This is a genomic window from Pauljensenia sp. 20925_1_34 (assembly GCF_041432775.1).
Taxonomy (GTDB): domain Bacteria; phylum Actinomycetota; class Actinomycetes; order Actinomycetales; family Actinomycetaceae; genus Pauljensenia.
Genome location: NZ_JAPWAG010000003.1, coordinates 65,882 through 89,083, shown reverse-complemented (window position 1 = coordinate 89,083; position 23,202 = coordinate 65,882). Strand labels below are relative to the sequence as shown.

22 protein-coding genes are annotated in these 23,202 nt (G+C 64.8%); 10 read left to right on the top strand and 12 right to left on the bottom strand.

Annotated elements, in window-relative coordinates:
* The 4 genes from O3669_RS02225 to O3669_RS02210 form a co-directional block, all read right to left on the bottom strand.
* Positions 1-798 (bottom strand): (Fe-S)-binding protein, encoded by a 798-nt coding sequence (locus O3669_RS02225; RefSeq protein ID WP_295919133.1) that lies wholly within the window; start codon positions 796-798, stop codon positions 1-3.
* A 366-nt stretch (positions 799-1,164) separates the two neighbouring features.
* Entirely contained in the window at positions 1,165-1,716 is a 552-nt protein-coding gene (locus tag O3669_RS02220; protein ID WP_371523471.1) for a hypothetical protein, read from the bottom strand.
* A 45-nt stretch (positions 1,717-1,761) separates the two neighbouring features.
* Complete coding sequence (locus tag O3669_RS02215) at positions 1,762-2,307, bottom strand: hypothetical protein (protein WP_371523470.1); 546 nt, start codon at positions 2,305-2,307, stop codon at positions 1,762-1,764.
* 150 nt (positions 2,308-2,457) lie between these two features.
* Complete coding sequence (locus O3669_RS02210) at positions 2,458-4,119, bottom strand: L-lactate permease (RefSeq protein WP_371523468.1); 1,662 nt, start codon at positions 4,117-4,119, stop codon at positions 2,458-2,460.
* A gap of 204 nt (positions 4,120-4,323) precedes the next feature.
* On the opposite strand from O3669_RS02210, the gene leuA reads away from it, so the two are divergent.
* On the top strand, positions 4,324-6,078 hold the full coding sequence (gene leuA, locus O3669_RS02205; RefSeq protein ID WP_371523466.1) for a 2-isopropylmalate synthase: 1,755 nt from the start codon (positions 4,324-4,326) through the stop codon (positions 6,076-6,078).
* A gap of 64 nt (positions 6,079-6,142) precedes the next feature.
* Here the strand turns inward: leuA and O3669_RS02200 are convergent, their stop codons facing one another.
* Both O3669_RS02200 and O3669_RS02195 read right to left on the bottom strand, forming a co-directional pair.
* A complete protein-coding gene (locus tag O3669_RS02200; protein ID WP_295919144.1) occupies positions 6,143-6,727 on the bottom strand; it encodes a TetR/AcrR family transcriptional regulator in 585 nt (194 codons plus the stop codon).
* A gap of 397 nt (positions 6,728-7,124) precedes the next feature.
* Positions 7,125-7,664 (bottom strand): TetR/AcrR family transcriptional regulator, encoded by a 540-nt coding sequence (locus O3669_RS02195; protein WP_295919146.1) that lies wholly within the window; start codon positions 7,662-7,664, stop codon positions 7,125-7,127.
* Between the two features lie 242 nt (positions 7,665-7,906).
* On the opposite strand from O3669_RS02195, the gene recO reads away from it, so the two are divergent.
* Both recO and O3669_RS02185 read left to right on the top strand, forming a co-directional pair.
* Positions 7,907-8,644 carry a DNA repair protein RecO gene (gene recO / locus O3669_RS02190; RefSeq protein ID WP_315283443.1) on the top strand — a complete coding sequence of 246 codons (738 nt, stop codon included), beginning with the start codon at positions 7,907-7,909 and terminating at the stop codon, positions 8,642-8,644.
* Complete coding sequence (locus tag O3669_RS02185; protein ID WP_371523465.1) at positions 8,641-9,465, top strand: isoprenyl transferase; 825 nt, start codon at positions 8,641-8,643, stop codon at positions 9,463-9,465. The genes recO and O3669_RS02185 overlap by 4 nt, the downstream gene beginning before the upstream one ends.
* On the opposite strand, the gene O3669_RS02180 is transcribed toward O3669_RS02185, so the two are convergent.
* The 6 genes from O3669_RS02180 to O3669_RS02155 form a co-directional block, all read right to left on the bottom strand.
* Entirely contained in the window at positions 9,462-10,004 is a 543-nt protein-coding gene (locus O3669_RS02180; RefSeq protein ID WP_314768619.1) for a hypothetical protein, read from the bottom strand. The two genes, O3669_RS02185 and O3669_RS02180, sit on opposite strands and share 4 nt — an antisense overlap.
* Positions 10,005-10,096: 92 nt before the next feature.
* A complete protein-coding gene (locus O3669_RS02175) occupies positions 10,097-10,495 on the bottom strand; it encodes a Fur family transcriptional regulator (RefSeq protein ID WP_371523463.1) in 399 nt (132 codons plus the stop codon).
* A gap of 24 nt (positions 10,496-10,519) precedes the next feature.
* Entirely contained in the window at positions 10,520-11,434 is a 915-nt protein-coding gene (locus O3669_RS02170; protein WP_371523462.1) for a metal ABC transporter permease, read from the bottom strand.
* Positions 11,427-12,269, bottom strand: coding sequence for a metal ABC transporter ATP-binding protein (locus tag O3669_RS02165; protein ID WP_371523460.1), 843 nt, complete (start codon positions 12,267-12,269; stop codon positions 11,427-11,429). Before O3669_RS02165 ends, O3669_RS02170 begins: the two co-directional genes overlap by 8 nt.
* Complete coding sequence (locus tag O3669_RS02160; RefSeq protein WP_371523458.1) at positions 12,266-13,282, bottom strand: metal ABC transporter substrate-binding protein; 1,017 nt, start codon at positions 13,280-13,282, stop codon at positions 12,266-12,268. Before O3669_RS02160 ends, O3669_RS02165 begins: the two co-directional genes overlap by 4 nt.
* A 64-nt stretch (positions 13,283-13,346) precedes the next feature.
* Positions 13,347-14,363 carry a LacI family DNA-binding transcriptional regulator gene (locus tag O3669_RS02155; RefSeq protein WP_371523457.1) on the bottom strand — a complete coding sequence of 339 codons (1,017 nt, stop codon included), beginning with the start codon at positions 14,361-14,363 and terminating at the stop codon, positions 13,347-13,349.
* Between the two features lie 164 nt (positions 14,364-14,527).
* Here O3669_RS02155 and O3669_RS02150 point away from each other — a divergent pair, with 164 nt between their 5' ends.
* From O3669_RS02150 to O3669_RS02120, 7 genes are all read left to right on the top strand, one after another.
* Complete coding sequence (locus tag O3669_RS02150; RefSeq protein ID WP_371523456.1) at positions 14,528-15,712, top strand: extracellular solute-binding protein; 1,185 nt, start codon at positions 14,528-14,530, stop codon at positions 15,710-15,712.
* A gap of 217 nt (positions 15,713-15,929) precedes the next feature.
* On the top strand, positions 15,930-17,516 hold the full coding sequence (locus tag O3669_RS02145) for an ABC transporter permease subunit (protein WP_371523455.1): 1,587 nt from the start codon (positions 15,930-15,932) through the stop codon (positions 17,514-17,516).
* A complete protein-coding gene (locus O3669_RS02140; RefSeq protein ID WP_371523454.1) occupies positions 17,516-18,412 on the top strand; it encodes a sugar ABC transporter permease in 897 nt (298 codons plus the stop codon). Before O3669_RS02145 ends, O3669_RS02140 begins: the two co-directional genes overlap by 1 nt.
* A gap of 552 nt (positions 18,413-18,964) precedes the next feature.
* The gene (locus tag O3669_RS02135) at positions 18,965-19,354 is read left to right on the top strand and encodes a GntR family transcriptional regulator (protein WP_101602054.1); all 390 of its coding nucleotides are present in this window, start codon (positions 18,965-18,967) and stop codon (positions 19,352-19,354) included.
* On the top strand, positions 19,351-20,247 hold the full coding sequence (locus O3669_RS02130) for an ATP-binding cassette domain-containing protein (RefSeq protein ID WP_371523453.1): 897 nt from the start codon (positions 19,351-19,353) through the stop codon (positions 20,245-20,247). The genes O3669_RS02135 and O3669_RS02130 overlap by 4 nt, the downstream gene beginning before the upstream one ends.
* The gene (locus O3669_RS02125) at positions 20,244-20,960 is read left to right on the top strand and encodes a hypothetical protein (protein ID WP_295919179.1); all 717 of its coding nucleotides are present in this window, start codon (positions 20,244-20,246) and stop codon (positions 20,958-20,960) included. The genes O3669_RS02130 and O3669_RS02125 overlap by 4 nt, the downstream gene beginning before the upstream one ends.
* 814 nt (positions 20,961-21,774) lie before the next feature.
* A complete protein-coding gene (locus O3669_RS02120) occupies positions 21,775-23,163 on the top strand; it encodes a glycine--tRNA ligase (protein WP_007589590.1) in 1,389 nt (462 codons plus the stop codon).
* Positions 23,164-23,202: the final 39 nt, after the last annotated feature.

Genomic DNA, 23,202 nt, shown 5'->3' with positions numbered 1-23,202 from the left:
TCAGATCACCTGTGCGCTTTCGGGTGCGAAGGAGATGTTGCCCTCGAAGGGCTGGTCCTTGGTGGATGCCAGGATTTCGGCGAGGTGCATCGGGCGGATGCCCGAGTTGAGGCGGGAGAGGCCGCCGCCGACGTGCATGAGGCAGGAGTAGTCGCCCATGACGAGGACTTCGGCGCGCGTGGACATGACGTTGGTGACCTTGTCCGCGAGCATCGAGGTGGAGGTCTCAGAGTTCTTCATGGCGAAGGTGCCACCGAAACCGCAGCAGACCTCGGCGTCGGGCAGGTCGACGAGGGTCAGGCCTTCAACGTTGCGCAGGAGGCGGTAGGGGCGGTCGCCGACCTTGGCGATACGCAGCGAGTGGCACGTCGGGTGGTAGGTGACGGTGTGGGGGAAGTAGGCGCCCACGTCTTCCAGGCCGAGAACGTCGGTGATGAGCTCGGTCAGGTCGTAGGTGTGCTGGGCGATGAGCTGGGACTTCTTGGCCAGCTCGTGGTCGCCCACGTGCTCGGCGACGACCTTCTGCTCGTGGCGCGCTGCACCGGTGCAGGAGCCGGAGGGGACGACGATGGCGTCCCACTGGCCGTCGAGCACGGGCTCGAAGGTCTTGACGTGGTTGCGGGTGATCTTGGCTGCGTCTTCGAAGTAGCCGGTGTTGGCGTGCATCTGTCCGCAGCACACCTGGTCTTCAGGGAAGACGACTTCGTGGCCGAGGCGCTCGAGCAGCGTGACTGTCGCCTGGGCGGCCTGGGGGAACATGACGTCTGCCAGGCAAGTGGAGAAAAGAGCGATACGCACTGGGGATCCTTCCTCGTGGGTGCTGTCGCTCATCAGTATGGCTGGGTCCGAGGTCCCGGGAGACCAATTGTGTGGGGCCTTCGGTGGGTGCCTTTCGGGAGTGGCGTTATCTCGCGGAAAAGTCAGGACATAGGGATCGTGAAAAGTTGGCTCTGGGAGGGGCGTTTGGGACCTCTGGGACCCGACTTAGAACAAGGAGATCTTGCGTTTATCGTTTCTTTATCGTCGCGTGCCCTCACAGGGAAACCCGGGCCTCGTTCATGGATGTTTCATGGACGAGGCCCGGGCTGGGTTCTTGGGGGCGTGGCGCGGACTTTCGGGATGCGGCGGGGTAACGCCAGCGAAGCAATGGGGCGTGTGCGGGCGCTAGCCGTTGATGCCTTCGCCGGTGACGATGATGAGGTTGCAGTCGGTGGAGGCTGCGAAGTCGGTGATGTCGAATGAGCCCCATTCCGAGTAGATGGCGTCCTTGTTGGTCTGGAGGACGGAGTTCGCGTGGTCGGCGGGGATTGTGACGAAGTGGCAGTCCTGGGGGACGTACTGGTAGAGGCCTGGGTAGATGCCGGGCAGCAGGGTGTTGTTACCGGTGGCGCCCTCGCTGAGCTTCTGGATTGACTCGGGAGCAACGGTGGCGACGCCGGTCACCCAGAAGTGGTGGTCGGGGGAGGGCAGTCCGCGTCCCTCAGGGAAGTTGGCCGCCGCGACGTGTCCTTCGGATGCCCCCAGACCGGGCATGCGCTCGTTGAAGGAGTCGGTGCGCTCCTGAACCTTGATCTCTCCGTCGGTCTTGTAGGTGAATTCGGCGAAGCGCGGGTCCTCGGGGAGGCGCCCGCGAGAAGAGGCCCCGAAGGGGTTGCACCCAGCGGTGAGAACGGCAATGGCTGCGAGTACTGTGAGGGTGTGCAAGCGGCGTGTCATGAGATTCTCCGGTGTGAGGGGGCGTTCATTGGTTGTGTGCGGCTGCTAGTCGCTGAGTCCGATGGCGGTGATCACGACGAGGTGACAGTCGCTTGACGCTGCAAGTGCTTTGACGGGTAGAGCTCCGAAGTCCTTGTTGACCTGAGTGTTGTCGCCCTTGAGGGTCTTGTCGGCGTGTGTTGGGTCGATGGTGGAGAAGTGACAGTCCTGTGGTACGTACTGATAGAGGCCTGGGTAGATGCCGGGCAGGAGCGCGGAGCTGGTTGTGCCCTCCATGAGTGCGGTGATCGTCTCGTCGGGGACGGTGGCGACACCTGTTACCCACAGTTCTGGATCGGGGTTGGGGAGCAGGTCGGATGGCGAGTATTCGATGGTTACGTGCCCCTCAGTGGCCTGCAAGCCCGGCCAGCGCTCGTTGAAGGAGTCGGTGCGCTCCTGGACCGTCGGCTTGTTGTCGCTGTCGAAGGTGAACTCGGCGAAGCGCGGGTCTTCTGGAAGTCGTTCGCGAGACGAGGCCCCGAAGGGGTTGCACGCGGCGGTGAGTGCCACGACGGCGCCCAGTGTGACGATCAAGCGGAGGGGAGTCTTCACAGAAGCTGGCCTTCCTGGTCGGCGGGGAAACAGCGGGCGTCGCTGCGGGCTCATTGCTTCGAGACTACAAGGATGGGGGAGACGAAAGCAAATAGGACGGGGCCCCGAGAACGCAAGTCTCTCGGGGCCCCGCCTGTGCGATGAAGCTGCTCAGTGCGGCATGTAGGAGCCCAGCCAGCCCTGGGAGGCGACGAACACCAGGATGCACAGGACCAGAAGCAGTCCGATCGAGTAGGGGGCGGCCTTCTTAAGGATCTCCGCGTCCGATCCCTCCGAATCCACGGAGGTCGCGGCGATCGCCAGGTTCTGCGGGGACACGATCTTGCCGATGCCGCCGCCGATGGTGTTGGCGGCCAGCAGGATGTTCGGGTCGAGGCCGGCGCCCGCGGCGGCGGTGGACTGCAGGTTCGCGAAGAGAGCGCCCGCCGAGGTCGCGGAGCCGGCGACGGCCGTTCCGATCCAGCCCAGGATGGGGGAGAGGAACGCGAAGGCCGCGCCCGTGGTGGCCAGGGCGGCGCCGATCGAGGTGGTCTGCCCGGAGAAGTTCATGACGAAGGCAAGAGCCATGACGGAGGCAATCGTCAGGATCGCCATGCGCAGCGAGTAGATGGTGCGCGGCAGGACCGTGAACATCTCGCCGACGGAGGTCTGGAAGCGCCCGTTCGAGGAGTTCGTGCCGTACACGATGGCGACGATGATACCGGTGACAAAGATCCAGGTGCCGGGGTTGGACAGGATCTGCAGCGAGTAGATCGCAGCGGTCGAGGGCGATCCGTCGCCGGTCAGCAGGTTGCCGTAGATGCCGGGCCACGGGATCTTCACGTCCGTGGACGAGAAGAAAGCTGCGACGGGCTTGGCCAGCTTCGTGATCGCGATGATGATGACGACGAGGACGTAGGGCAGCAGGGCCAGGCCGATACGCGAGCCGGTGGGCTTGTCGGCCTCGTCGGCCTCGGTTGCGCACTCCGCGGGGGTGGTCGGACCCCAGAAGAGAAGGAAGACGTAGCAGGCGGCGAAGCCGAGCAGGGAGGCGACGACGGCGGTCAGCTCGTAGGAAACCGAGGGGGTGAAGAAGTGGCCCGCACCGGCAGCAAGGCCGGCGACGAGGGCGAGGGGCCAGAGCTGTCGCACGCCGCGGGAGCCGTCGAGGATGAAGAGCATCAGCACCGGGATGAACAGACAGAAGATCCACGTCAGGTGGCCCATGTCGCCGGCAACGACAACCGGGTCGGCGCCACCGAGCTTACCGGCGGTCGTGGTGGGAATGGCCATGGCGCCGAAGCCAACGTTGATGGCGTTGCCGACGACGGTGACGACGGCGGCCTTGATCTTGGGCACGCCGAGGGTCACGAGCATCGCACAGGTGATGGCCACGGGAGCGCCGAAGCCGGCCAGGCCCTCGAGCAGGCCACAGAAACACCAGGCGACGATGAGGGCCTGGGCGCGCTGGTCGCCGCGGCCGATCGTATTAAACACGGCCTTGAGGTCCGCGCTCCGCCCCGACTTTTCGGTGAGGTTGTAGAGCCACACGGCCGCGATGATGATGTAGATGATCGGCATGAAGCCCATCGCCGCGCCCTGCGTGCCGGCCAGGAGCGCCATGCCGACGGGCATCTTGAAGGCAAGGACCGCGATGACGAGCGAGGTGACGAGGGAGATGATCGCGCACCAGTGGGTGGCGACCTTGAAGACGCCCATGAGGACGAAGAAGAGGATGAGGGGGAGGAGGCCAACGATGGCCGTCAGGAAAACGTTGCCCGCGACGGACGTCGTCGACGGGGTAAAAGATTGGGCTAACAACAGGGGGGTCATGACTGCTCCGCGCGTCGTTGTGTGGGACATTGGACCCAATTATCATGACATATGAACGGCGTGAGCGAGGCACTTTGCGCGGAGAAAAGACGTTCATCCCCCTCGCCGCGCGGCGAAGACCCGCGGAGGCGACCGCGCCGCATCTCACGTCCAGTATGCGCAGCCCGTCCTCGCTGGGCCAGGAGCGTCGATAGACTACGAGTTGTGAAGACTACATCGACCGTCCCAGTCCCCTCCGGTTCGCCCATGCCGATTGGCAAGTACCGCGCGTTCCTGGACACGAACCCCGTCGACCTGCCGGATCGTCAGTGGCCCTCCAAGCGGATCACGAAGGCTCCGCGCTGGATGTCTACCGACTTGCGTGACGGCAACCAGGCCCTCATCGAGCCGATGGACCCGGCCCGCAAGCGTCGCATGTTCGACCTGCTCATCAAGCTGGGCTACAAGGAGATCGAGATCGGTTTCCCCTCGGCCTCTCAGACCGACTTTGACTTCGTGCGCTCGCTGATCGAGGATGACGCGGTGCCCGAGGACGTGACGATCTCGGTGCTCACTCAGTCGCGCCCCGAGCTGATCGAGCGCACGGTCGAGGCCATGGTGGGCTTCCCGCGCGCCACCGTTCACCTCTACAACGCGACGGCGCCCGTGTTCCGGGAGGTTGTGTTCCACGCGGACAAGGCGCAGACGATCGAGCTGGCCCAGTTCGGTGCGCGCGAGGTCATCGCGCAGGCGGAGAAGCGCCTGGGCGACGAGACGATTTTCGGCTTCGAGTACTCCCCGGAGATTTTCGTGGATACGGAGCTGGACTTCGCCCTCGAGGTGTGTGAGTCCGTCATGGACGTGTGGGAGCCGGGCGAGGGGCGCGAGATCGTCCTCAACCTGCCCTCGACCGTCGAGCGTTCGACACCGAACGTGTTCGCCGACCAGATCGAGTGGATGAGCCGCAACCTCAGCCGCCGCGAGTTCATCGCCCTGTCCGTCCACCCCCACAATGATCGTGGCACCGGTGTGGCCACGGCCGAGTTGGCCCTCCTGGCTGGCGCGGACCGCGTTGAGGGCTGCCTGCTGGGTCAGGGTGAGCGTACCGGCAACGTGGACCTGGTGACCCTGGGTCTGAACCTGTTCAGCCAGGGCATCGACCCGGGCATTGACTTCTCGGATGTGGATGCGATCCGTCGCACGGTCGAGTACTGCACGCAGATGGAGACCTCCCCGCGCGCCCCCTACGTCGGTGACCTCGTGTACACGAGCTTCTCCGGCTCGCACCAGGACGCGATCAAGAAGGGTTTCGCGGCCCGCAAGGCCAAGGTGGACGCCGCTGGCGGCGACGAGAACGCCGTCGTGTGGGAGCTGCCCTACCTGCCGATCGACCCGCACGACGTGGGCCGCTCGTACGAGGCCGTGGTGCGTGTGAACTCGCAGTCCGGCAAGGGTGGCGTCGCCTACCTCATGTCGACCGCGCACGCCCTGGAGCTGCCGCGCCGCCTCCAGGTGGAGTTCTCCCGCATCGTCCAGCGCCACACGGATACCTACGGCGGCGAGATCAACGCGGCTACGCTGTGGCAGATCTTCGCGGACGAGTACCTGCCCACGAGCGCCGCTCCCGGCCTGGAGCCGTGGGGCCGCTTCGAGATGCGTTCCTCGCAGGTGTCGTCCATGGACGATGAGAGCGTCGAGCTCAAGGCGACGCTCATGGATAACGGCGAGATCGTTAAGGTGCAGGCTTCGGGTACAGGCCCGATCGACGCCTTCGTCTCGGCGCTGCACGAGTTCGATCTTGACGTGCGCATCCTGGACTACTCCGAGCACGCGATGAGCCAGGGACGCGACGCGCGCGCCGCCGCCTACGTCGAGGCCGCGGTCGACGGCCAGATCGTGTGGGGCGTCGGCATCGACTCCTCGATCACGCGCGCCTCGTACAAGGCCGTCATTTCGGCGGTCAACCGCGCCTTGCGCTAAGTACGCACATGCGAACAGCGGACCCCGGCCTCGTCAGTGTACGAGGTCGGGGTCCTTCGTCGTATCAGCCGCGGCCCGAGGTCCTGGTGGGCTTGTTGGCGAACATCGTCAGCGAGCGCAGGATCTGGCCATCCAGGACGCGAGCGATACGCTCGGTGAGGATGTAGGGGTCGGCGCTCATGCCGTTGGCAAGCCACTGGGAGACGTGTCCGAGCACGCACAGCGTGAAGTGGTCGGCGACGAACATGCGGTCACCCTCGGTGATGGTCAGGTTTGCTCCGAGCTCGTCGACGATGGGTTCCATGACGGAGCGCAGCTGCTTGTGCAAGAAGAGCTGGAGCTCCTCCATGCCAAGCGAGGAGATGACGGAGCGCGTTTCCTCGGGATGGGACTGCATCCACACGAGCATGGCCAGCAGGCCGTCCGACCATTCGTCGTAGCTGGAGTGGGTGCCAACCTGGTTGCCGACCTCGCGTTTGAAGACCCACACGGTCAGGTCACGAATGTCGGAAAAATGATAATAAAACGCCTGACGGGTCACGCCGGCGGTGCGCGTGAGACCGGAGACCGTCACCTTAGACAGGGGTGTGGTCGAGAGTGCGTCGCGCAGTGCAAGCGCGAGCGCCGTTTTCGCATCGGGGTGGGGCATCGGAAGTCCTCGTCAACGGTAAGAGAGAGGTTACGTGCGAACTATACATGTCAGAATGCGGAACCGCTAAATCCTGCGCCTAGACACCGCTGGCCATTTGTACAGCGCGGCGTCCCTCACACGTGGATACTCCGCACTAATTGCGACTTGACACCCTGAACTGACCGTAACCAAGAAGTTACAAAGTCTGCGGTTATGCGGGAGTTTCGGTGTGTTGAAAGTTGCTGATGAGGCGGGATTGTCGACCCGTATTTACTCCCGTGGTCAGGTTGTAACTTATGGTTCGTCGTCACAGGGGCGTGTTGGGCTGGTCTGTGGGATGGAAAAACCCGGCCTCGTCGGTGTGGACGAGGCCGGGGGAAGCTGTGCACCCTAGCGCGGTTGGTGGGGGACCGCGTTACTGTGCCAGGCGTGCCAGAGCCGGGGTGGTCTGGTCGGTCATGAGGACCCGCATACGGGCGATCGCGACCGAGGGGTTGACCTCCAGGCCCGAGAGCATCCACTGAGCCATGTGGGCGGTGGAGGCCAGGGCGAAGTGCTGGGCGACGACGTCGCGTGCGGTGGCGGTGGCCGATCCGTCCAGGCGGGACTCGATGAGTTCCTGGATGTGCGAGGCGAGGAATGCCCACAGGTCGTTGGCCTCGATGGTCTTCATGGCGGAAGCGGTCTCATCGCGGTGCTCGTGCATCCACATCATCGTCGCTTCAATCGCGTCGAGCCATTCTCCCGAACTGGTGGTCAGGCGCGCTGTGATCTCCTCGCGGAAAACCCAGGCGTTGAGGTCGCTGAGTGAGTTGAAGTGGTAGTAGAACGCTTGACGGGTGACCCCGGCTGCGCGTGTCAGTGCGCTGACAGAGATCTTTGACAGAGGCGTCTGCGTGAGGGCCTGGCGCAGTGCAGTGCCAAGCTTTTCGCGGGCATCAATCGGGGGAGCCATATCTTTCCTTCCTTCGACGGTTACGAGTAAACCATACCACTTGCGAGAAAACTATCTACTCGAAAACTGTGTGCAAGGTGTTAGACCGACCACGCTGTCAGTTTCTCACACTTTGCTGACAACGCCCACAGGGGACTTGTCGGTGACCGTGACACCACACTTCACAACGAATTTCGCCCAGCGCGACGACTCGCACCCAACGCCACCACGGCCTCGTCCCCCCGTGACACAATGACACCGTGATGAAGTCTTACCGAGACGAGGCGATCGTCCTGCGCACCCACAAGCTGGGCGAAGCCGATCGCATTATCACGCTGCTCACCGCCGAACACGGCCAGGTCCGGGCCGTAGCCAAGGGCGTGCGCAAGACGACCTCCAAGTTCGGCGCCCGCGTCGAACCCTTCTCCGTCATCGATGCACAACTGCACCGCGGGCGCAGCCTCGACACCCTCTCCCAGGTCGCCTCCATCGCCCAATACGGAGAGTCGATCGCCGCCGACTACGATCTCTACCTCGCGGCAACCGTCGTCGTCGAAACCGCCGAGCGCCTGACCGCCGACGCGCACGACGGCAGCCACTCCCAGTACCTGCTGCTCTTGGGAGCCCTCAACGCCCTCGCGCGCCGCCGCCACGACCCTACGCTCATCCGTTCCTCCTACACCCTGCGCGCCCTCGCGCTGGCCGGCTGGGCCCCCTCCTGCTTCGACTGCGCCGTGTGCGGAGCACAAGGACCCCACTCCTCCTTCTCCATCCCCGACGGGGGCACCGTATGCGACACCTGCCGCCCGCCCGGCGCCTCCTCGCCCGCGCCCGACAGCGTTGCCCTCCTCGGCCAGCTCCTCAGCGGAGACTGGGCGCACGCCGACCGATGCGAGGCCTACGCGCGAACCGAAGCCTCGGGCCTTATCTCCTCCTATACTCAATGGCATCTCGAAAGGCGCCTGCGCTCACTCACCGTTATCGATAGGAGCCACCCATGACCGCCCATCGTCCGACCCCCATGGATCGCGCACCCGCCGACCCCGCCGCGCCCTTGCTCGGACCCGGCCAGTGGCACGTGCCCGCACCCACCTTCAAGCGCAGCGAGGTCCCCGCACACGTCGCCCTCATCATGGACGGAAACGGGCGCTGGGCCAACTCTCGTGGCCTGACACGCACCGAGGGGCACCGGGCAGGGGAGTACGCCCTCATGGACACCATCGCGGGCGCCATCGACGCGGGCGTACGCTACCTGAGCGTCTACACCTTCTCCACCGAAAACTGGAAACGCTCGCCCGCCGAGGTCTCCTTCATCATGAACTACGCCTCCGACGTGCTTGCCAGGCGCACCGACCAGCTCGCCCAGTGGGGCGTGCACGTGCGCTGGAGCGGGCGGCGCCCCCGCCTGTGGACCAGCGTCATCAAGGCCCTGGAAAAAGCCGACCGCGCGACCGAGCACTGCAAGACGCTCGACCTGATCATGTGCGTCAACTACGGGGGACGGGCCGAACTGGCCGACGCCGCGCGCTCCATCGCCGAGGGCGTGGCCGCCGGGCGCCTGAGCCCGCGCGGGGTCAACGAAAAGACGTTTGCGCGCCACCTGTACCTGCCCGACGTGCCCGACGTCGACCTGATGATCCGCACATCGGGGGAGCAACGCCTGTCCAACTACTTGCTCTGGCAGATGGCCTACGCCGAAATGATGTTCGTCGACACCCCCTGGCCCGCGTTCGACCGCGAGGAACTGTGGGGGTGCCTGGAGGAGTTCGCTGGGCGCGACCGGCGCTTCGGTGGGGCTGTCGACCGCGTCGCGCACTCTTAGGCGCGATCCTCGCTCAACGCGAGGTCGACGGCCGCGCGCTTGCGGCGGCCCCACACCACCTTCAGGGCGATCAGGGCGACGATGAGGGCCAAACCCGCCCACCCCCACGGGGAACCGGCGATGGCGCGCACCGCCGCGGCGAACACAGCGAGCATACCCAGGCCGTAGAGCAGCGCCCACAGCACACAGCCGGGAATCATGGCAATTGTGTAGGTGCTCCAGCGCATGCGCACCAGGCCCGCGCCAGCGTTGATCGCAGTCTGGATGCCCACCGTCAGGAAGCACAAGGGGATCGCGATGATGCCCCACTTGTCGAGCATCGCAGCGCCCTTGCGGGGGACCGGTCCATCGAACCAACGGGCAACGGCCCCCAGGAATCCTGTACGCCCCGAGGCGCGCATCGCGCCGGAAGCAACGCCGCGTGCGAGCCAGTAGGTGGACTGGGCGCGGAAGAAAGCGACCCCGAACAGGAAGACGAAGAGGAAGATGCCTTCACGGGCGAAGGCCGGGACCATGTTGTCGATTCCTGCGGTGTACACGTGCCCTCCATCGGATACTAAATGAAACGTAGCCTATCCTAACTCAGCGGCTGCTTAACCTGGTAGTTCCGACCGAGACAACCCGCTCACGTTCAGGCCGTCGCGTTCTTCTCCTGACAGGGGGCGCACGTTCCAAACAGCTCAAGAGAATGTTCGACGTTCGCGAAGCCGTGCCCCTGGGCGACAGACGTTACCCACGCCTCGATCTGCGACTGCTCGATCTCCTCAGCATGGCCGCACTCGCGGCACACCAGATGGTGGTGGTGGCTGTTGCTCGTGCAGATGCGGTACAGGGACTCACCCTCGGACGAACGCAGTGCATCGATGCGGCCGTCCTCCGCCAGGCCCTGCAGGGACCGGTAGACGGTTGCCAGGCCCACGTGCTGGCCGTTGGTGCGCAGATCCTCAAAGATCTGCTGGGCGCTGCGAAAGTCGTTCACCCGCGTCAGTTCGTCGAGGACAGCCTGGCGCTGCTTGGTCATGCGCTGCATGTGTGTTCCTAACGTGTGGGTCGCTCAGCTGGCCGCTGCTTGCTCCGGGTGCTGGTTGTGCGTGCGGGCCATGCGAAGCCTACGCACCCGGCGAATGCGGTCGATGATCGCCCTGATCATAAACCCGATCGCGTAGAGTCCGATGGCTCCCACGACGATGGTTGCGCCCGGAGACAGGTCAATGAAGTAGGTCAGGGACAGCCCGCACGTGCAGATGAGGACGCCGAGCACCATGGCGATACCCATCGTCGAGCGGAACGAGCGGGCAGCCAGCTGTGCGATTGCGACGGGGATAACCATGAGCGCGCTCACCAGCAGCGAGCCGACGACGCGCATGGCGACGGCGACCGTCAGGGCGGACAGGATGGCGATGAGGAGGGAGAGCGCGCGCACAGGCAGACCCGTCGAGCGCGCGAAGTCCTCGTCGTTCGTGACCGAGAAAAGCGCGGGGGCCAGGCCAACGCCGAGTACGACGATCCCGATGCCCAGGATCGTGATGAGCGTGATGTCGCTCCAGCGCACGGTCGAGATGGAGCCGAAGAGGTAGGAATTGAGCTGGGCGGAGGTGCCACCGGCCAGGCCGATCAGCAAAACGCCGCCGGCGATGCCACCGTAGAAGAGCATGGCCAGGGCGGTGTCACCCGATGTGCGCCCGCTTTGACGGACCAGCTCGATCGTGAGCGCACCCAGCAGAGAGATGATGACGGCGCCGGGGATCGCCCACGAGTCGGCTGGGCTCACGTTCGCGAAGGTACCGACCAGCCAGCCCAGTGCGACACCGGTCAGCGAGATGTGCCCGATGCCGTCGCCAAGCATCGCGAGCCTGCGGTGGACCAGGTACGTCCCGATGATCGGTGCGGTCAGGCCCACGATGAGGGCCGCCAGCAGCGAGCGCTGCATCATGGGTGAGGACAGGAGGGTGGTCACGGCATCAATCATTGGTCTCTCCCGTCCAGATTCCACTGACGAGGCCGTCGCCGCCCGCGGTGGGGGAGCTGGCCTTTGTGGGGTGGCAGTGTTCGCCGCCGTGGTGCTGTTCGTGGTCGTCGTCGATGTGCGGCGGGCCGTCATAGGAGACGTGCCCGGCGCTGATGTGCAGCTCGCGGTCCAGGAGCGGGCCGAGCTCGCCGAGCTCATGCAGTACGATGAGGATCGTCGTGCCCTGTTCCTTCGCGTCGGCGACGATGTCGGCCAGCCGCGCGCGCGAAGCGGCGTCGATCCCGGCCATGGGCTCGTCCATGATGAGCAGCTCGGGGCGGCGTACGAGGGCGCGCGCAATGAGGACGCGCTGGGCCTGGCCGCCCGACAGGATGTTCATGGGGGAGTGGGCGCGGTGGGCCATGCCGACGCGCTCCAGTGCCCCCATCGCGCGGGCGGTGTCCCCGGGCATCGCCCATAGGCGGCGAGGGCCGAGCAAGCCGGAGCGCACGACCTCGATCGCGCTGGCACTAATCGCGCCGCCCGAGGAAATACGCTGAGGAACGTAGCCGACCCTGTTCCACGGCACGCGGCGACGCGCGGTGATCGAGCGCCCGAAGAGCTGGGCGTCGCCGCCCGTGATGGGGGCGGTGCCCAGAAGCGCCTTGATGGTCGTGGACTTGCCCGAGCCGTTCGAGCCTGTGAGCGCCACGGTCTGACCGGCGGGGATCGTCAGGGAGATGCCGTGCAGAATCAGGTCCGTGTCCCAGGCGACGTGAAGATTATCGAGACGCACGACGGCGGTCGCCTCCGCGTGGGAGGCTCCCGCCGTCGCGTGGGAGTCAGTTGTGCTCACTGGCAGTTGTTTGCTTTCGTCAGAGCAGCGATGTTGTCGTTCATGACCGCGGCGTAGTCCTTGGATGCATCGGTCTGGGACTCGATCGGATCCAGGACGGCCGTGGACAGGCCGAGGTCGTCGGCCAGGGTCTGGGCGACCTTGGGGTCAATGAGGGCCTCGGTGAAGATGGTCGTCACGCCCTGGTCCTTGGCGATCTGGCCGATTTCAGCCAGGCGCGCCGGCGAGGGGGAGGACTCCGGGTCGAGGCCGGAGATGCCCACCTGGGTCAGGCCGGTACGGTCCGCGAGGTAGCCGAAGGCGGTGTGGGCTGTCACGAAGGTTGTGACCTGGCAGTTGGAGGTCTTCATGACGAGGTCGTCGCCCAGGGCGGTGAGCTCCTCGTTGAGGGCCTTGGCGTTGGCCTTGTAGGTCTCGGCGTTGGCCGGGTCGGCCTCGGCCAGCTTCTCGCCCACCAGGGTCGCGGCGGATGCCATGCGAACCGGGTCGAGCCAGAAGTGGGGGTCGGCGCTCATGTCGTGGCTGTGGCCCTCGTGGTCGTGGCCTTCGTGGTCGTGATCGTGGGCCTCGGTCTCACCGGACTGGGCCTCGTGGTCGTGGCCCTCTTCCTCGGCCGGGTGGTTGGCGCTGGAGTCGACCTCAACCAGCTCGGCGGCGGGGGAGACGTCGATGACGGTCTTGGGGGCGTGCTGCTCGATGGCCTCGTCGACCGCGCTCTGGAAGCCGGCCAGGTAGACAACTGCGTCCGCGTTGGACAGCGAGTCGACCATCTTGGGGGAGAGTTCAAGGTCGTGGGGCTCGGCGCCCGCAGGCGTCAGCGAGGTGACGGTGACGTGCTCGCCGCCGACCTTTTCGGCCAGGTACTGCAGCGGGTAGAAGGAGGCCATGACGGTCAGGGTGCCGTCCTTGGAAGCGCCGCCTCCTGACGAGGCCGTGGTGGAGCAAGCGGACAGAGCGAGCGCTGTGGCGGCCGCGCATGCGGCAGCAAGGATTCTTTTTGACATGAGAATCATTCTCTAGGCTGGCGAGAATGATTGCAAGTCAATCTCGGGTCACGGACCCTTGTGATCAGGGTGTTTAGCGCGCGTGTGCCGTGGTTCCACGCACGACCAGATCAGGCGAAAAGACGTAATCGGCGTGCTCAGGAGTGTAGTCGGGTGTGGCCAAGGCCTCGAACAGGTTGCGCACGGCAGCCGTCACGATCGCGGGCACCGGCTGGTGGACCGTCGTCAGGCCTGGGCTGAGGTGTGACATGAGGAAGGAATCGTCGAAACCGATGACCGAGATGTCCGCGGGAACGGAGAGCCCCATCGACGTAATCGTGTGGATCGCGCCGAGAGCCTGCAGGTCTGAGCCGGTGATGATCGCGGTGACCCCGCGCTCGATCAGGCCGCTCGTATGCGCCGCCGCGGCCTCGTACGTATAGAAGGTCTCCTCAATGATGGGTGCGTGGTCGCCGACCAGCTCGCCCATGATCTGGGTGAAGGCCTCGGCCTTGCGCAGCGCGGGGACGACGTGCGTGCGCCCCGTCAGCAGGGCGATGCGCGTGTGGCCCAGCTCGTGCAGGTGCGTCACGGCCGCGCGGATGCCCAGCGCGTCGCCCGTCGAAAAATCGGGGGCGAGAATCTCCGGGCGGGCGCCGTTAATCGTGACCAGGGGGATCGAGCGCTGCACGGCATCGTGGTAGGGGGCGAGGTCGGCGAGCAGATCAGCGTGCCTGCCCGAGACGAAGATCAGGCCACTCGCTCGATGCTCGATGAGCGAGGACAAGTGATCGTACTCCGAGGTTGCTCCGGGTGTCTGCGAGCGGATCATCGCGATGCCGCCGGCCCGGGATACCTCCTCCTGGAGGTGATGGGCGAAAGACGCGAAAATCGGATTCGTGAGCTCGGGGAGCACGATGCCAATCGTGGGCGTGTCGGGAGTGCGCTCGGGGCTCGGGCGGTCGTATCCCAGCTCGTCAATGGCGGTCAGGACCTTGCGCCGCGTGTCAGCGGAGACCTGCCCGACACCGTTGAAGACGCGCGAGACGGTAGCGGTCGAGACGCCAGCGTGGGCGGCGATATCTGCCATGCTCGTGCGGTTTTTCGTCATCGACTCAACTCTCCTTTGGGTGTGTGCGCACGACGTAATACGTACAAATGTAACAGGAAGCTCACATTTCGGAAAATTATTGCAGAAACAAAAACGGAGGTACTACAGTTACGGTTAGCGGGTCGCTGATGGAGGCGACCAGCTCGACCAACACAGGAGAAATAATGCGACGTGGCATCGCAGCACTCGGCGTGTTCGCGGCGGTTACCGCCCTGGCCGCCTGCAGTGGCAAGACTGCGGCAACCCTTACCATCTGGGCGGACGATACCCGTTTTGTTCAGGTTCGTTCCCTCGCTGACGATTTCACTGCCTCGACGGGCGTGGCCGTGAACGTCGTCCAGAAGTCCGAATCCGACATGGATACCGAGTTCACCACCCAGGTGCCCACCGGCAACGGCCCCGACCTGATCGTCATGGCGCACGACAAGCTCGGCGCGCTTGTCGCCAACGGCGTCGTTGCCCCCGTCGACCTGGGCGAGGATAGCTCTGCCTTTTCCGATGTGGCCGTCAAGGCCGTCACCTACAACGACCAGACCTACGGCGTGCCCTACTCCGTCGAGTCCGTCGCCCTGGTGCGAAACAATGCGCTCACCCAGGACGCCCCCACCACCTACGACGACATGATCGCCTCGGGTAAGGTCTCTGGTGCGGAGTACCCCTTCGTCATCCAGATGGGCGACAAGGGTGACCCCTATCACTTCTACGCCTTCCAGACCTCCTTCGGTGCCCCCGTCTTCCAGACCAACGCCGACGGCGAGTACACCTCCGAGCTGGCCATGGGCGGCTCCGGCGGCACCGACTTCGCCAACTGGCTCAAGGCTCAGGGCGACGCGGGCGTGTTCTCCCCGTCCATCACCGGCGACATCGCCAAGCAGAAGTTCCTCGACGGTGCTGCCGCCTACACGGTGACCGGTCCCTGGAACGTTGCCGCCTTCCGTGAGGCCGGCATGGACGTCTCCGTCCTGCCTGTCCCGTCGGCCGGTTCGCAGCCCGCGCTGCCCTTCGTCGGCGTCCAGATGTTCTACCAGAGCGCCAAGTCCGCCAACCCGGTCGCCGCCAGGCTGTTCTTCAACTACCTGGCCACCCCCGGGGCTCAGGAAAAGATGCAGGAGCTCGGTGGTCGCGCCTCCGCGATGCCGTCGGTCGCCGCGAAGTCGGATGACCAGGACATCAAGGACTTCGCGAAGGTTGCCGAGTCCGGCGCTCTCGCTCCCGCGATCCCCGCCATGGGTTCCGTCTGGAACTACTGGGGCCAGACCGAGGCCAACATCGTGACCGGCACCGAGACCCCCGCCGAGGGTTGGGCTACGATGATCACCAACATCAACAACGCCATCGCCTCCAAGTGAGCGATCGTGGTGGCCGCTAGCAGCCACCACGAAGGCTCGCCTTCAGGCGTGACAACGCCCCACCCCCGCCCGCACCCACGCGGCGGGCGGGGGTGGGGCGGCGTTGAACACCGCGGCCGCCCAGCGGCCAACAGGCACCCTCGGTGCCCACTTCTTGACCCGCCGTCCGGCGGGATACGTCGCAAAGACGCGCGAACGCGCACGTGTGGAGGACACGATGTCTGAGCCAGCGAATGCTGCAGAAAAGAAAAAGGCGGGGCCTAAGACCTCGCACGCGAGCGAAGTGACCAAGCCTGGTTTCTTCGTCAAACTCATCCTGATGATGCTGATCGATGCCCTGGGGCTGTACGGCATGTTCACCGCTTACATGGTGAAGTCGTGGGCGGTTCTCGCCGTCCTGGCCGTCCTGCTTCTCGCGGTCAACTGGGTGTACTTCTCCAAGCGGACTATTCCCGCGAAGTACCTCGTTCCCGGCATGGTCTTCTTGCTCATCTACCAGGTCTTCGTCATGGGGTACACGGGCTACGTGTCCTTTACGAACTACGGGCAGGGCCACAACTCGACCAAGGAAGACGCAGTCGCCTCGATCCTGAAGGCTGCCGCGAAGCGCGCCCCCGGAGCCCGCAACGTCCCGGCCGCCATCGTCGAAGACAGCTCGGGCCTGGGCCTAGCCATCGTCGACACCGAGACCGGCGGTATCCAGGTCGGAGATTCCGATACGCCCTTCCACGAGGCGAAAGGCACCATGTCGGCCGGCGCCATCACGGAGGTTGACGGCTACAAGGTCCTGACGCTGAACGAGGTACTGCAGCGCCAGACCGAGGTCTTCGCGCTCAACGTGCCGGTCTCGGCCGATCCTGACGATGGCCACTACAAGAGCGAGGACGGCTCGACCGCCTACCTGGCCAAGTCCCGCTACAGCTACGACGAGGCGGCCGACACGCTGACCGACACCAAGTCGGGCACCGTCTACACGGCCAACAACAAGATCGGTGCCTTCGTTGACGCGGACGGCAACCAGATCGATCCGGGCTGGCGCGTCTACGTCGGCTTCGACAACTACATGAACATGTTCGCCCGCGGCGACCTGGCCGGCCCCTTCCTCAAGGCGCTGCTGTGGTCCTTCGTCTTCGCCGGTGTGTCCGTTCTGTCGACCTTCGCGCTCGGCCTGATCCTCGGCCTCGTCTTTGCGGACAAGCGCATCAAGGGCCGCAAGATCTATCAGTCCCTCATGATCCTGCCCTACGCCTTCCCGGCCTTCCTGGCCACCCTGGTGTGGAAGGGCATGCTCAACACGGACTTCGGCTTCATCAACCAGGTGCTCTTCGGTGGCGCAGACATCCCGTGGCTGACGGACGGAACGCTGGCGAAGCTCTCGATCCTGGGCGTGAACCTGTGGCTGGGCTTCCCCTACATGTTCCTCGTCTGCCTGGGCGCCCTGCAGTCCCTGCCGGGCGACGTCGAAGAGGCCGCGAAGATCGACGGCGCCTCCGGTCTGCGCACCGTGTGGTCCATCAAGCTGCCGCTCGTCCTGCAGTCCACCGTCCCGCTGCTGATCGCCTCCTTCGCGTTCAACTTCAACAACTTCTCGCTCATCTACATGCTGACCGGCGGCGGCCCGAACTACCCGGGCATGGATGTCGGCCAGACTGACATCCTGATCTCGATGGTCTACAAGATCGCGATCGAGTCGGGTTCCCCGAACTACGGCCTGGCCTCGGCCATGTCCATTGTCATCTTCATCGTCGTGGGCGTGATCGCGTGGCTCGGTTTCCGCCAGACGAAGACCCTTGAGGAGCTGTGATGAGTGCTGCAACAGTGAAGAAGAATCGCCAATCCACCCTCAAGGGTGGCCGCTGGTGGAAAGAAGTCGGATGGCGCCACATCGTCGCCATTGCGATGATCATCTACTGCCTGGTCCCGCTGCTCTACGTCCTGTCGGTGTCCCTGAACCCCGGTGCGACGCTGACCGGCTCGAACAGCCTCTTCTCGAAAGTGTCCCTCGATAACTTCACGGCGCTGGGTTCGGGCAAGTATGCCGCCTACTGGTCGTGGGTTGTCAACTCGCTCATCGTGTCCACCGTGACCGCGGTTGGCACCGTCCTCATGGGTGCGGCCGCCGCCTACGCGTTCAGCCGCTTCCGCTTCAAGGGGCGCCGCGGCACCCTGACTGGCCTGCTGCTCGTTCAGATGTTCCCGCAGATGCTGGCCTTCGTGGCCCTGTACCTGCTCCTCCTGGGCATCCAGGACATCTTCCCGGTCATGGGCCTGAACTCCAAGCTCGGCCTGATCTGCGTCTACCTCGGTGGCGCGCTCGGCTCGAACACCTTCCTGCTCTACGGCTTCTTCAACTCGATTCCGCGTTCGCTGGACGAGGCAGCCATGATCGACGGTGCGACGCACGCCCAGACCTTCTGGACGATCATCATGCCGCTGGTTCGCCCGGTTCTGGCGGTCGTTGGCCTGCTGAGCTTCATCTCCTCGCTCGGTGACTTCGTGATCGCGAAGGTCGTCCTGCAGGATCAGAGTCAGTTCACGCTGGCGGTCGGCATGTACATGTGGGCAGCCGACGAGCGTACCGCCCCGTGGGGCATCTTCGCGGCTGGTGCCGTCCTCGCGGCCGTCCCGGTCATCCTGCTGTTCCAGTACCTGCAGAAGTACATCGTCTCCGGCCTGACCGCCGGCGGCGTCAAGGAGTGAGCGCTCCCGCGCTTAATCCCTGACCTGGCCCCGGCCTCGTCCCCAATCCCCGTGGGACGAGGCCGGGGTTGTTTGTGTGCGTGGGGCGGGTTGTGTGTAGGGCGGCCAGTGTGCGTGGGGCGGGTTGTGTGTTGGGCGGGCAGTGTGCGTGGGGCGTGTTGTGTGTAGGGCGGGCAGTGTGCGTGGGGCGGCCAGTTGACGTGCGGATGTGGATCCGGCGGGCGCGGGCGCGGGCGCGGGGGCGAGCGCGGGCGCGGACGTTGCGAGCGTTGCTGACGTTGCGGGCATTGCGGGCATTGCGAGCATGGTTCCCCAACAATGTCGCACGTAATTTCCATGTAAACCTTTCAAACTTTAAAATGTGGTCGTTGGAATTGCAACGTTTGTGGGCGGTGTTGAAAACTGACCGGGGGGAATTACGTGCGAGATTTGGGTGGGGGGTGGATTTGTTGTTGTGGATGTGATCTAGGACTCGTTGTGAGAGCTTGACGGGTTACCTGGTTCTATGGTTCATTAGTTATGTAATGAACCGCTGAACCGAGGAGGCTGCCCATGGCACCCACGTTCGTCTCGGGGATCCCGATCTACGTGCAGATCGCCGACGACATCCGCGCACAGATCCTGCGCGGCGCCCTGCGCGCCGGAGACCAGCTCACCTCCACCACGGAGTACTCCGCGACCTACCGTATCAACCCGGCCACCGTCGGCAAGGCCTTCGCGATCCTCGTCGACGAGGGGCTCGTCGAAAAGCGACGTGGCATCGGCATGTTCGTCGCCGAAGGCGCACAGCACGCGCTCGTGGCCGACGGGCTCGCCACCTACGTGGAGGAGACCCTGAACCCCGCTGTCGAAGCGGGCCTGGCCCTGGGCCTCGACATCGACGCCATCATCGACCACGTCCGCGCCTATGGCGCTGACACAACCGCCAAGGACAACTCATGATCACCCTCAACTCCATCACCCACACCTACCGAGGTGAGATAGTGCCGGCTTTGCTCGACGTCTCCCTCACCCTCGGGGAATCGACTGTCACGGCTCTGGTCGGCCCCAACGGCTCGGGCAAGACGACTCTCATGCAGATCCTCGGCGGCCTGCTGGCCCCCACCTCGGGGAGCGTTGCCATCGACGCCGCCCAGGCCAGCGCCGATGACCTGCTCACCGGCTCGATCATGGCCTCGTCCAGCCGAGACCTCGACGATGTCCCCGCAACTATCCTGGTCCAATACGCCCGTCTGCGTCCCACCTGGGACGAGCGGCTTTTCGCTCACTACGCCCGGCGCTTCGGTCTGCCGGTCCGCAGCCGCAAGACTCTTGGAAAGCTCTCCACAGGCCAAGCGGCCGTTGTCACCGGCGCGATTGCCCTGGCATCGGGCGCGCCCATCACCCTCCTCGACGAGATCCAGGCACCCCTGGACGTACCCACGCGCTACGCCTTCTACGAGGAAATCCTCACCCTGGCGGGGGATGTCATGGAAGGCAAGCGCCCACAGCGTCGCTTCCTCATCTCCTCGCACATGGTCTCCGAACTCGAAAAAGTCGCCGAGGATGTCATCGTCTTGAAGAAGGGCGAGCTCCTCGCTCACCAGAGCATCGACGACTTCACCTGCCGAGTCTCAGCTCTGACCGGCCACGCCTCCGACGTTGAGCGCTTCCTCGCTGCCCACCCGGACCTCGCCGTGATCGCCAGTCGCGAGCTTGGCTCCACGCGAGAGATCGTCGTGGACCTGCGCGGCAGCGCCGTCGGCGACACCGAGCTCGCATCCCACTCCCTGACATCTTCGCCCTGTTCCTTCCAGGACGCCTTCGCCTACCTCATCCAGGAGAACGACCAATGAGCACCGCACCCACTGTTTCCTCTCAGCCCTCGATCTGGCGCCTCGGAATGGTCGACTGGCGATTCGCCTTCGGAGTGTACGCCTCGGTTATCGTCGGTCAATTTGCTATTAACTCCACGGTGAGCGCCATCATGTACGCGACTTCCGATGACTTCTCCCAGCACGTCGATCAGGCTGCCGTCAACGCCGCCTTCTCGACGGCCATCTACATCCTCATCGCGCAGATCATCACCACGACGACGGACCTGCGGGCAGCGTCTCTGAGCGGAGCGTCGCGCCGGACCCTGGCACTCTCGACCTACGTGCTAAGCGCTGTCGTTATCGCCATCGCCAGCGTGATCTGGTGGGTGCTCGCCCTGGCTCAGACACACATGTTCTTCCTGGGGAGCCTCGAGTATCCCCTCGGAGTGGACTCGTGGCTCATTGTGGTGGTCGCTTGGATCGCCTGCGACGGGGCCGGACGCCTGATCGGTGCGGCCTCGCGCCATGGTCGGGGCCCGTGGACGGTCGCCCTCGGCATTATCGTGGCGACTGTTCTGGGCCTGGCTGGCATAGCCGGTCCGGTCACCTGGCTGGTTCTCACGCTTGTTCACAAGTCCGGCTACCTTCCCCCGATGCACCCCGCCTTCTGGCTGCTCGGCCTGATCACTCTCGCAGTCACCGCTGCCGGATGGCGCCTGACCCTCACGGGCAGGATCCGCCGCCTCAACTGAACCTGTCGCTCGCCCGGGGAACATGACCCCTTGACCCTGCCCCGGCCTCGTTCCCTCCCGTAGGAGCGACGAGGCCGGGGCTGTTTTATGCATTCGGGCGCGGGGGAGTGGGGCGGCCTGAGGGGCGCTGGTGCCGAACAGTCGGTGTCGAAGGCGGTGGTCACCGCCGATGAGAACGGCGCATCGTGTTGCTGAGTGTGGCACTGTAGTTCTGTGCGCGCCCTACAATTTCGCATGCAATTCGATGATGGAATGTTCAATCATGTGCTGAAAATGGCGGAATTTCAACGATATGATTTCGCCGCATGAAATAGGTAAAGGGGAATTACGTGCGACTTTTGGGGTGCTGTGCTTGGTGAGCGTGGGTGGTGGCTGTCGGCGCTGTCGGCTCTGTCGGTGCTGGCACGCGCGCATGTGGATAGGTTCGAAGTCTGCGTGCTCGTACTCGCCGTAGCGGAGCCTGCCCCTCCTGATCTGGATAGGTTACGACGATGTGGATAGGTTATTCACATGTGGATAGGTTAATAACCTATCCGTATCTTCATAACCTATCCGTATGCTCATAACCTATCCGCGAGCGGGCTGCTGGAGAGCGCCGCAGAGCCCAGCCAGGACTCCAAGCGCGCACCTGTGGTGGGATCCATGGGCGCGCCGGGCAACGTGCGCCGCAGGGCCCAGCCAGAATCCCAAGCGCGCACCTGTGGTGGGATCCATGGGCGTGCAAGGGCCCGAAAGCGCCCCACGCAGTAGTTATCGACTAGTATCGATGGCGACACGACAGCCAGTCGTGCCCCAAATACTCAAGGAGTGACAAGTGGCTAAGGGACCCTCCCGCCTCGACAACGTGATCAGCCTGGCCAAGCGCCGCGGCTTCGTCTTCCCCTGCGGTGACATCTACGGTGGCACCCGCTCCGCGTGGGACTACGGCCCGCTCGGCGTGGAACTGAAGGAAAACATCAAGCGCGCCTGGTGGAACGCCATGGTCCGCCGCCGCGCCGACGTCGTCGGCCTCGACTCCTCCGTCATCCTCCCGCGCGAAGTGTGGGTCGCCTCCGGCCACGTCAAGGCCTTCACTGACCCGCTCATCGAGTGCCTCAACTGCCACAAGCGCGCCCGCCAGGATCAGCTCATCGAAGAGCTCGCCGAAAAGAAGGGTGTCGAAGAGTCCTCCCTGTCCAACGCCGACATCGCCTGCCCCAACTGCGGCGTGCGCGGCCAGTGGACCGAGCCCCGCGCCTTCTCCGGCCTGCTCAAGACCTACCTGGGCCCCGTCGACGACGAGGCCGGCCTGCACTACCTGCGCCCCGAGACCGCCCAGGGCATCTTCGTCAACTACGCGAACGTCATGAACGCCGCGCGCAAGAAGCCGCCGTTCGGCATCGGCCAGATCGGCAAGTCCTTCCGCAACGAGATCACGCCCGGCAACTTCATCTTCCGCACCCGCGAGTTCGAGCAGATGGAACTCGAGTTCTTCTGCGAGCCCGGCACCGATGAGGAATGGCACCAGTACTGGATCGACTACCGCAAGGCCTGGTACGTCGACCTGGGCATCGACCCGGAAAACCTGCGCGAGTACGAGCACCCGCAGGAGAAGCTCTCGCACTACTCCAAGCGCACCGTCGACCTGGAATACCGCTTCGGCTTCCAGGGCAGCGAGTGGGGCGAGCTCGAAGGCATCGCCAACCGCACCGACTACGACCTGACCGTCCACTCCGAGGCCTCCGGCGCGAAGCTCGACTACTTCGACCCGAACACCAAGGAACGCTGGACCCCCTACGTCATCGAGCCCTCCGCTGGCCTGACCCGTTCCCTCATGGCCTTCCTCATCGAGGCCTACCACGAGGACGAGGCCCCCAACGCCAAGGGCGGCGTCGACAAGCGCGTCGTACTCAAGCTGGACCCGCGCCTGGCCCCCGTCAAGGCCGCCGTCCTGCCCCTGTCCCGCAAGCCCGAACTGACCGGCCCCGCCCAGGAGCTGGCCGACGAGCTGCGCGGCATCTGGAACGTCGACTACGACGACGCCGGCGCCGTGGGACGGCGCTACCGTCGCCAGGACGAGATCGGCACGCCGTTCTGCATCACCTACGACTTCGACTCGATCGAGGATCACGCCGTCACCATCCGTGAACGTGACACGATGGAGCAGGTACGCATCCCGCTCGACAAGGTCAAGTCGTACCTGATCGAACGCCTGGGCTGCTGACTTGCAGATAGCCTCAACATCCGCAGCGGCCCCTCTTCG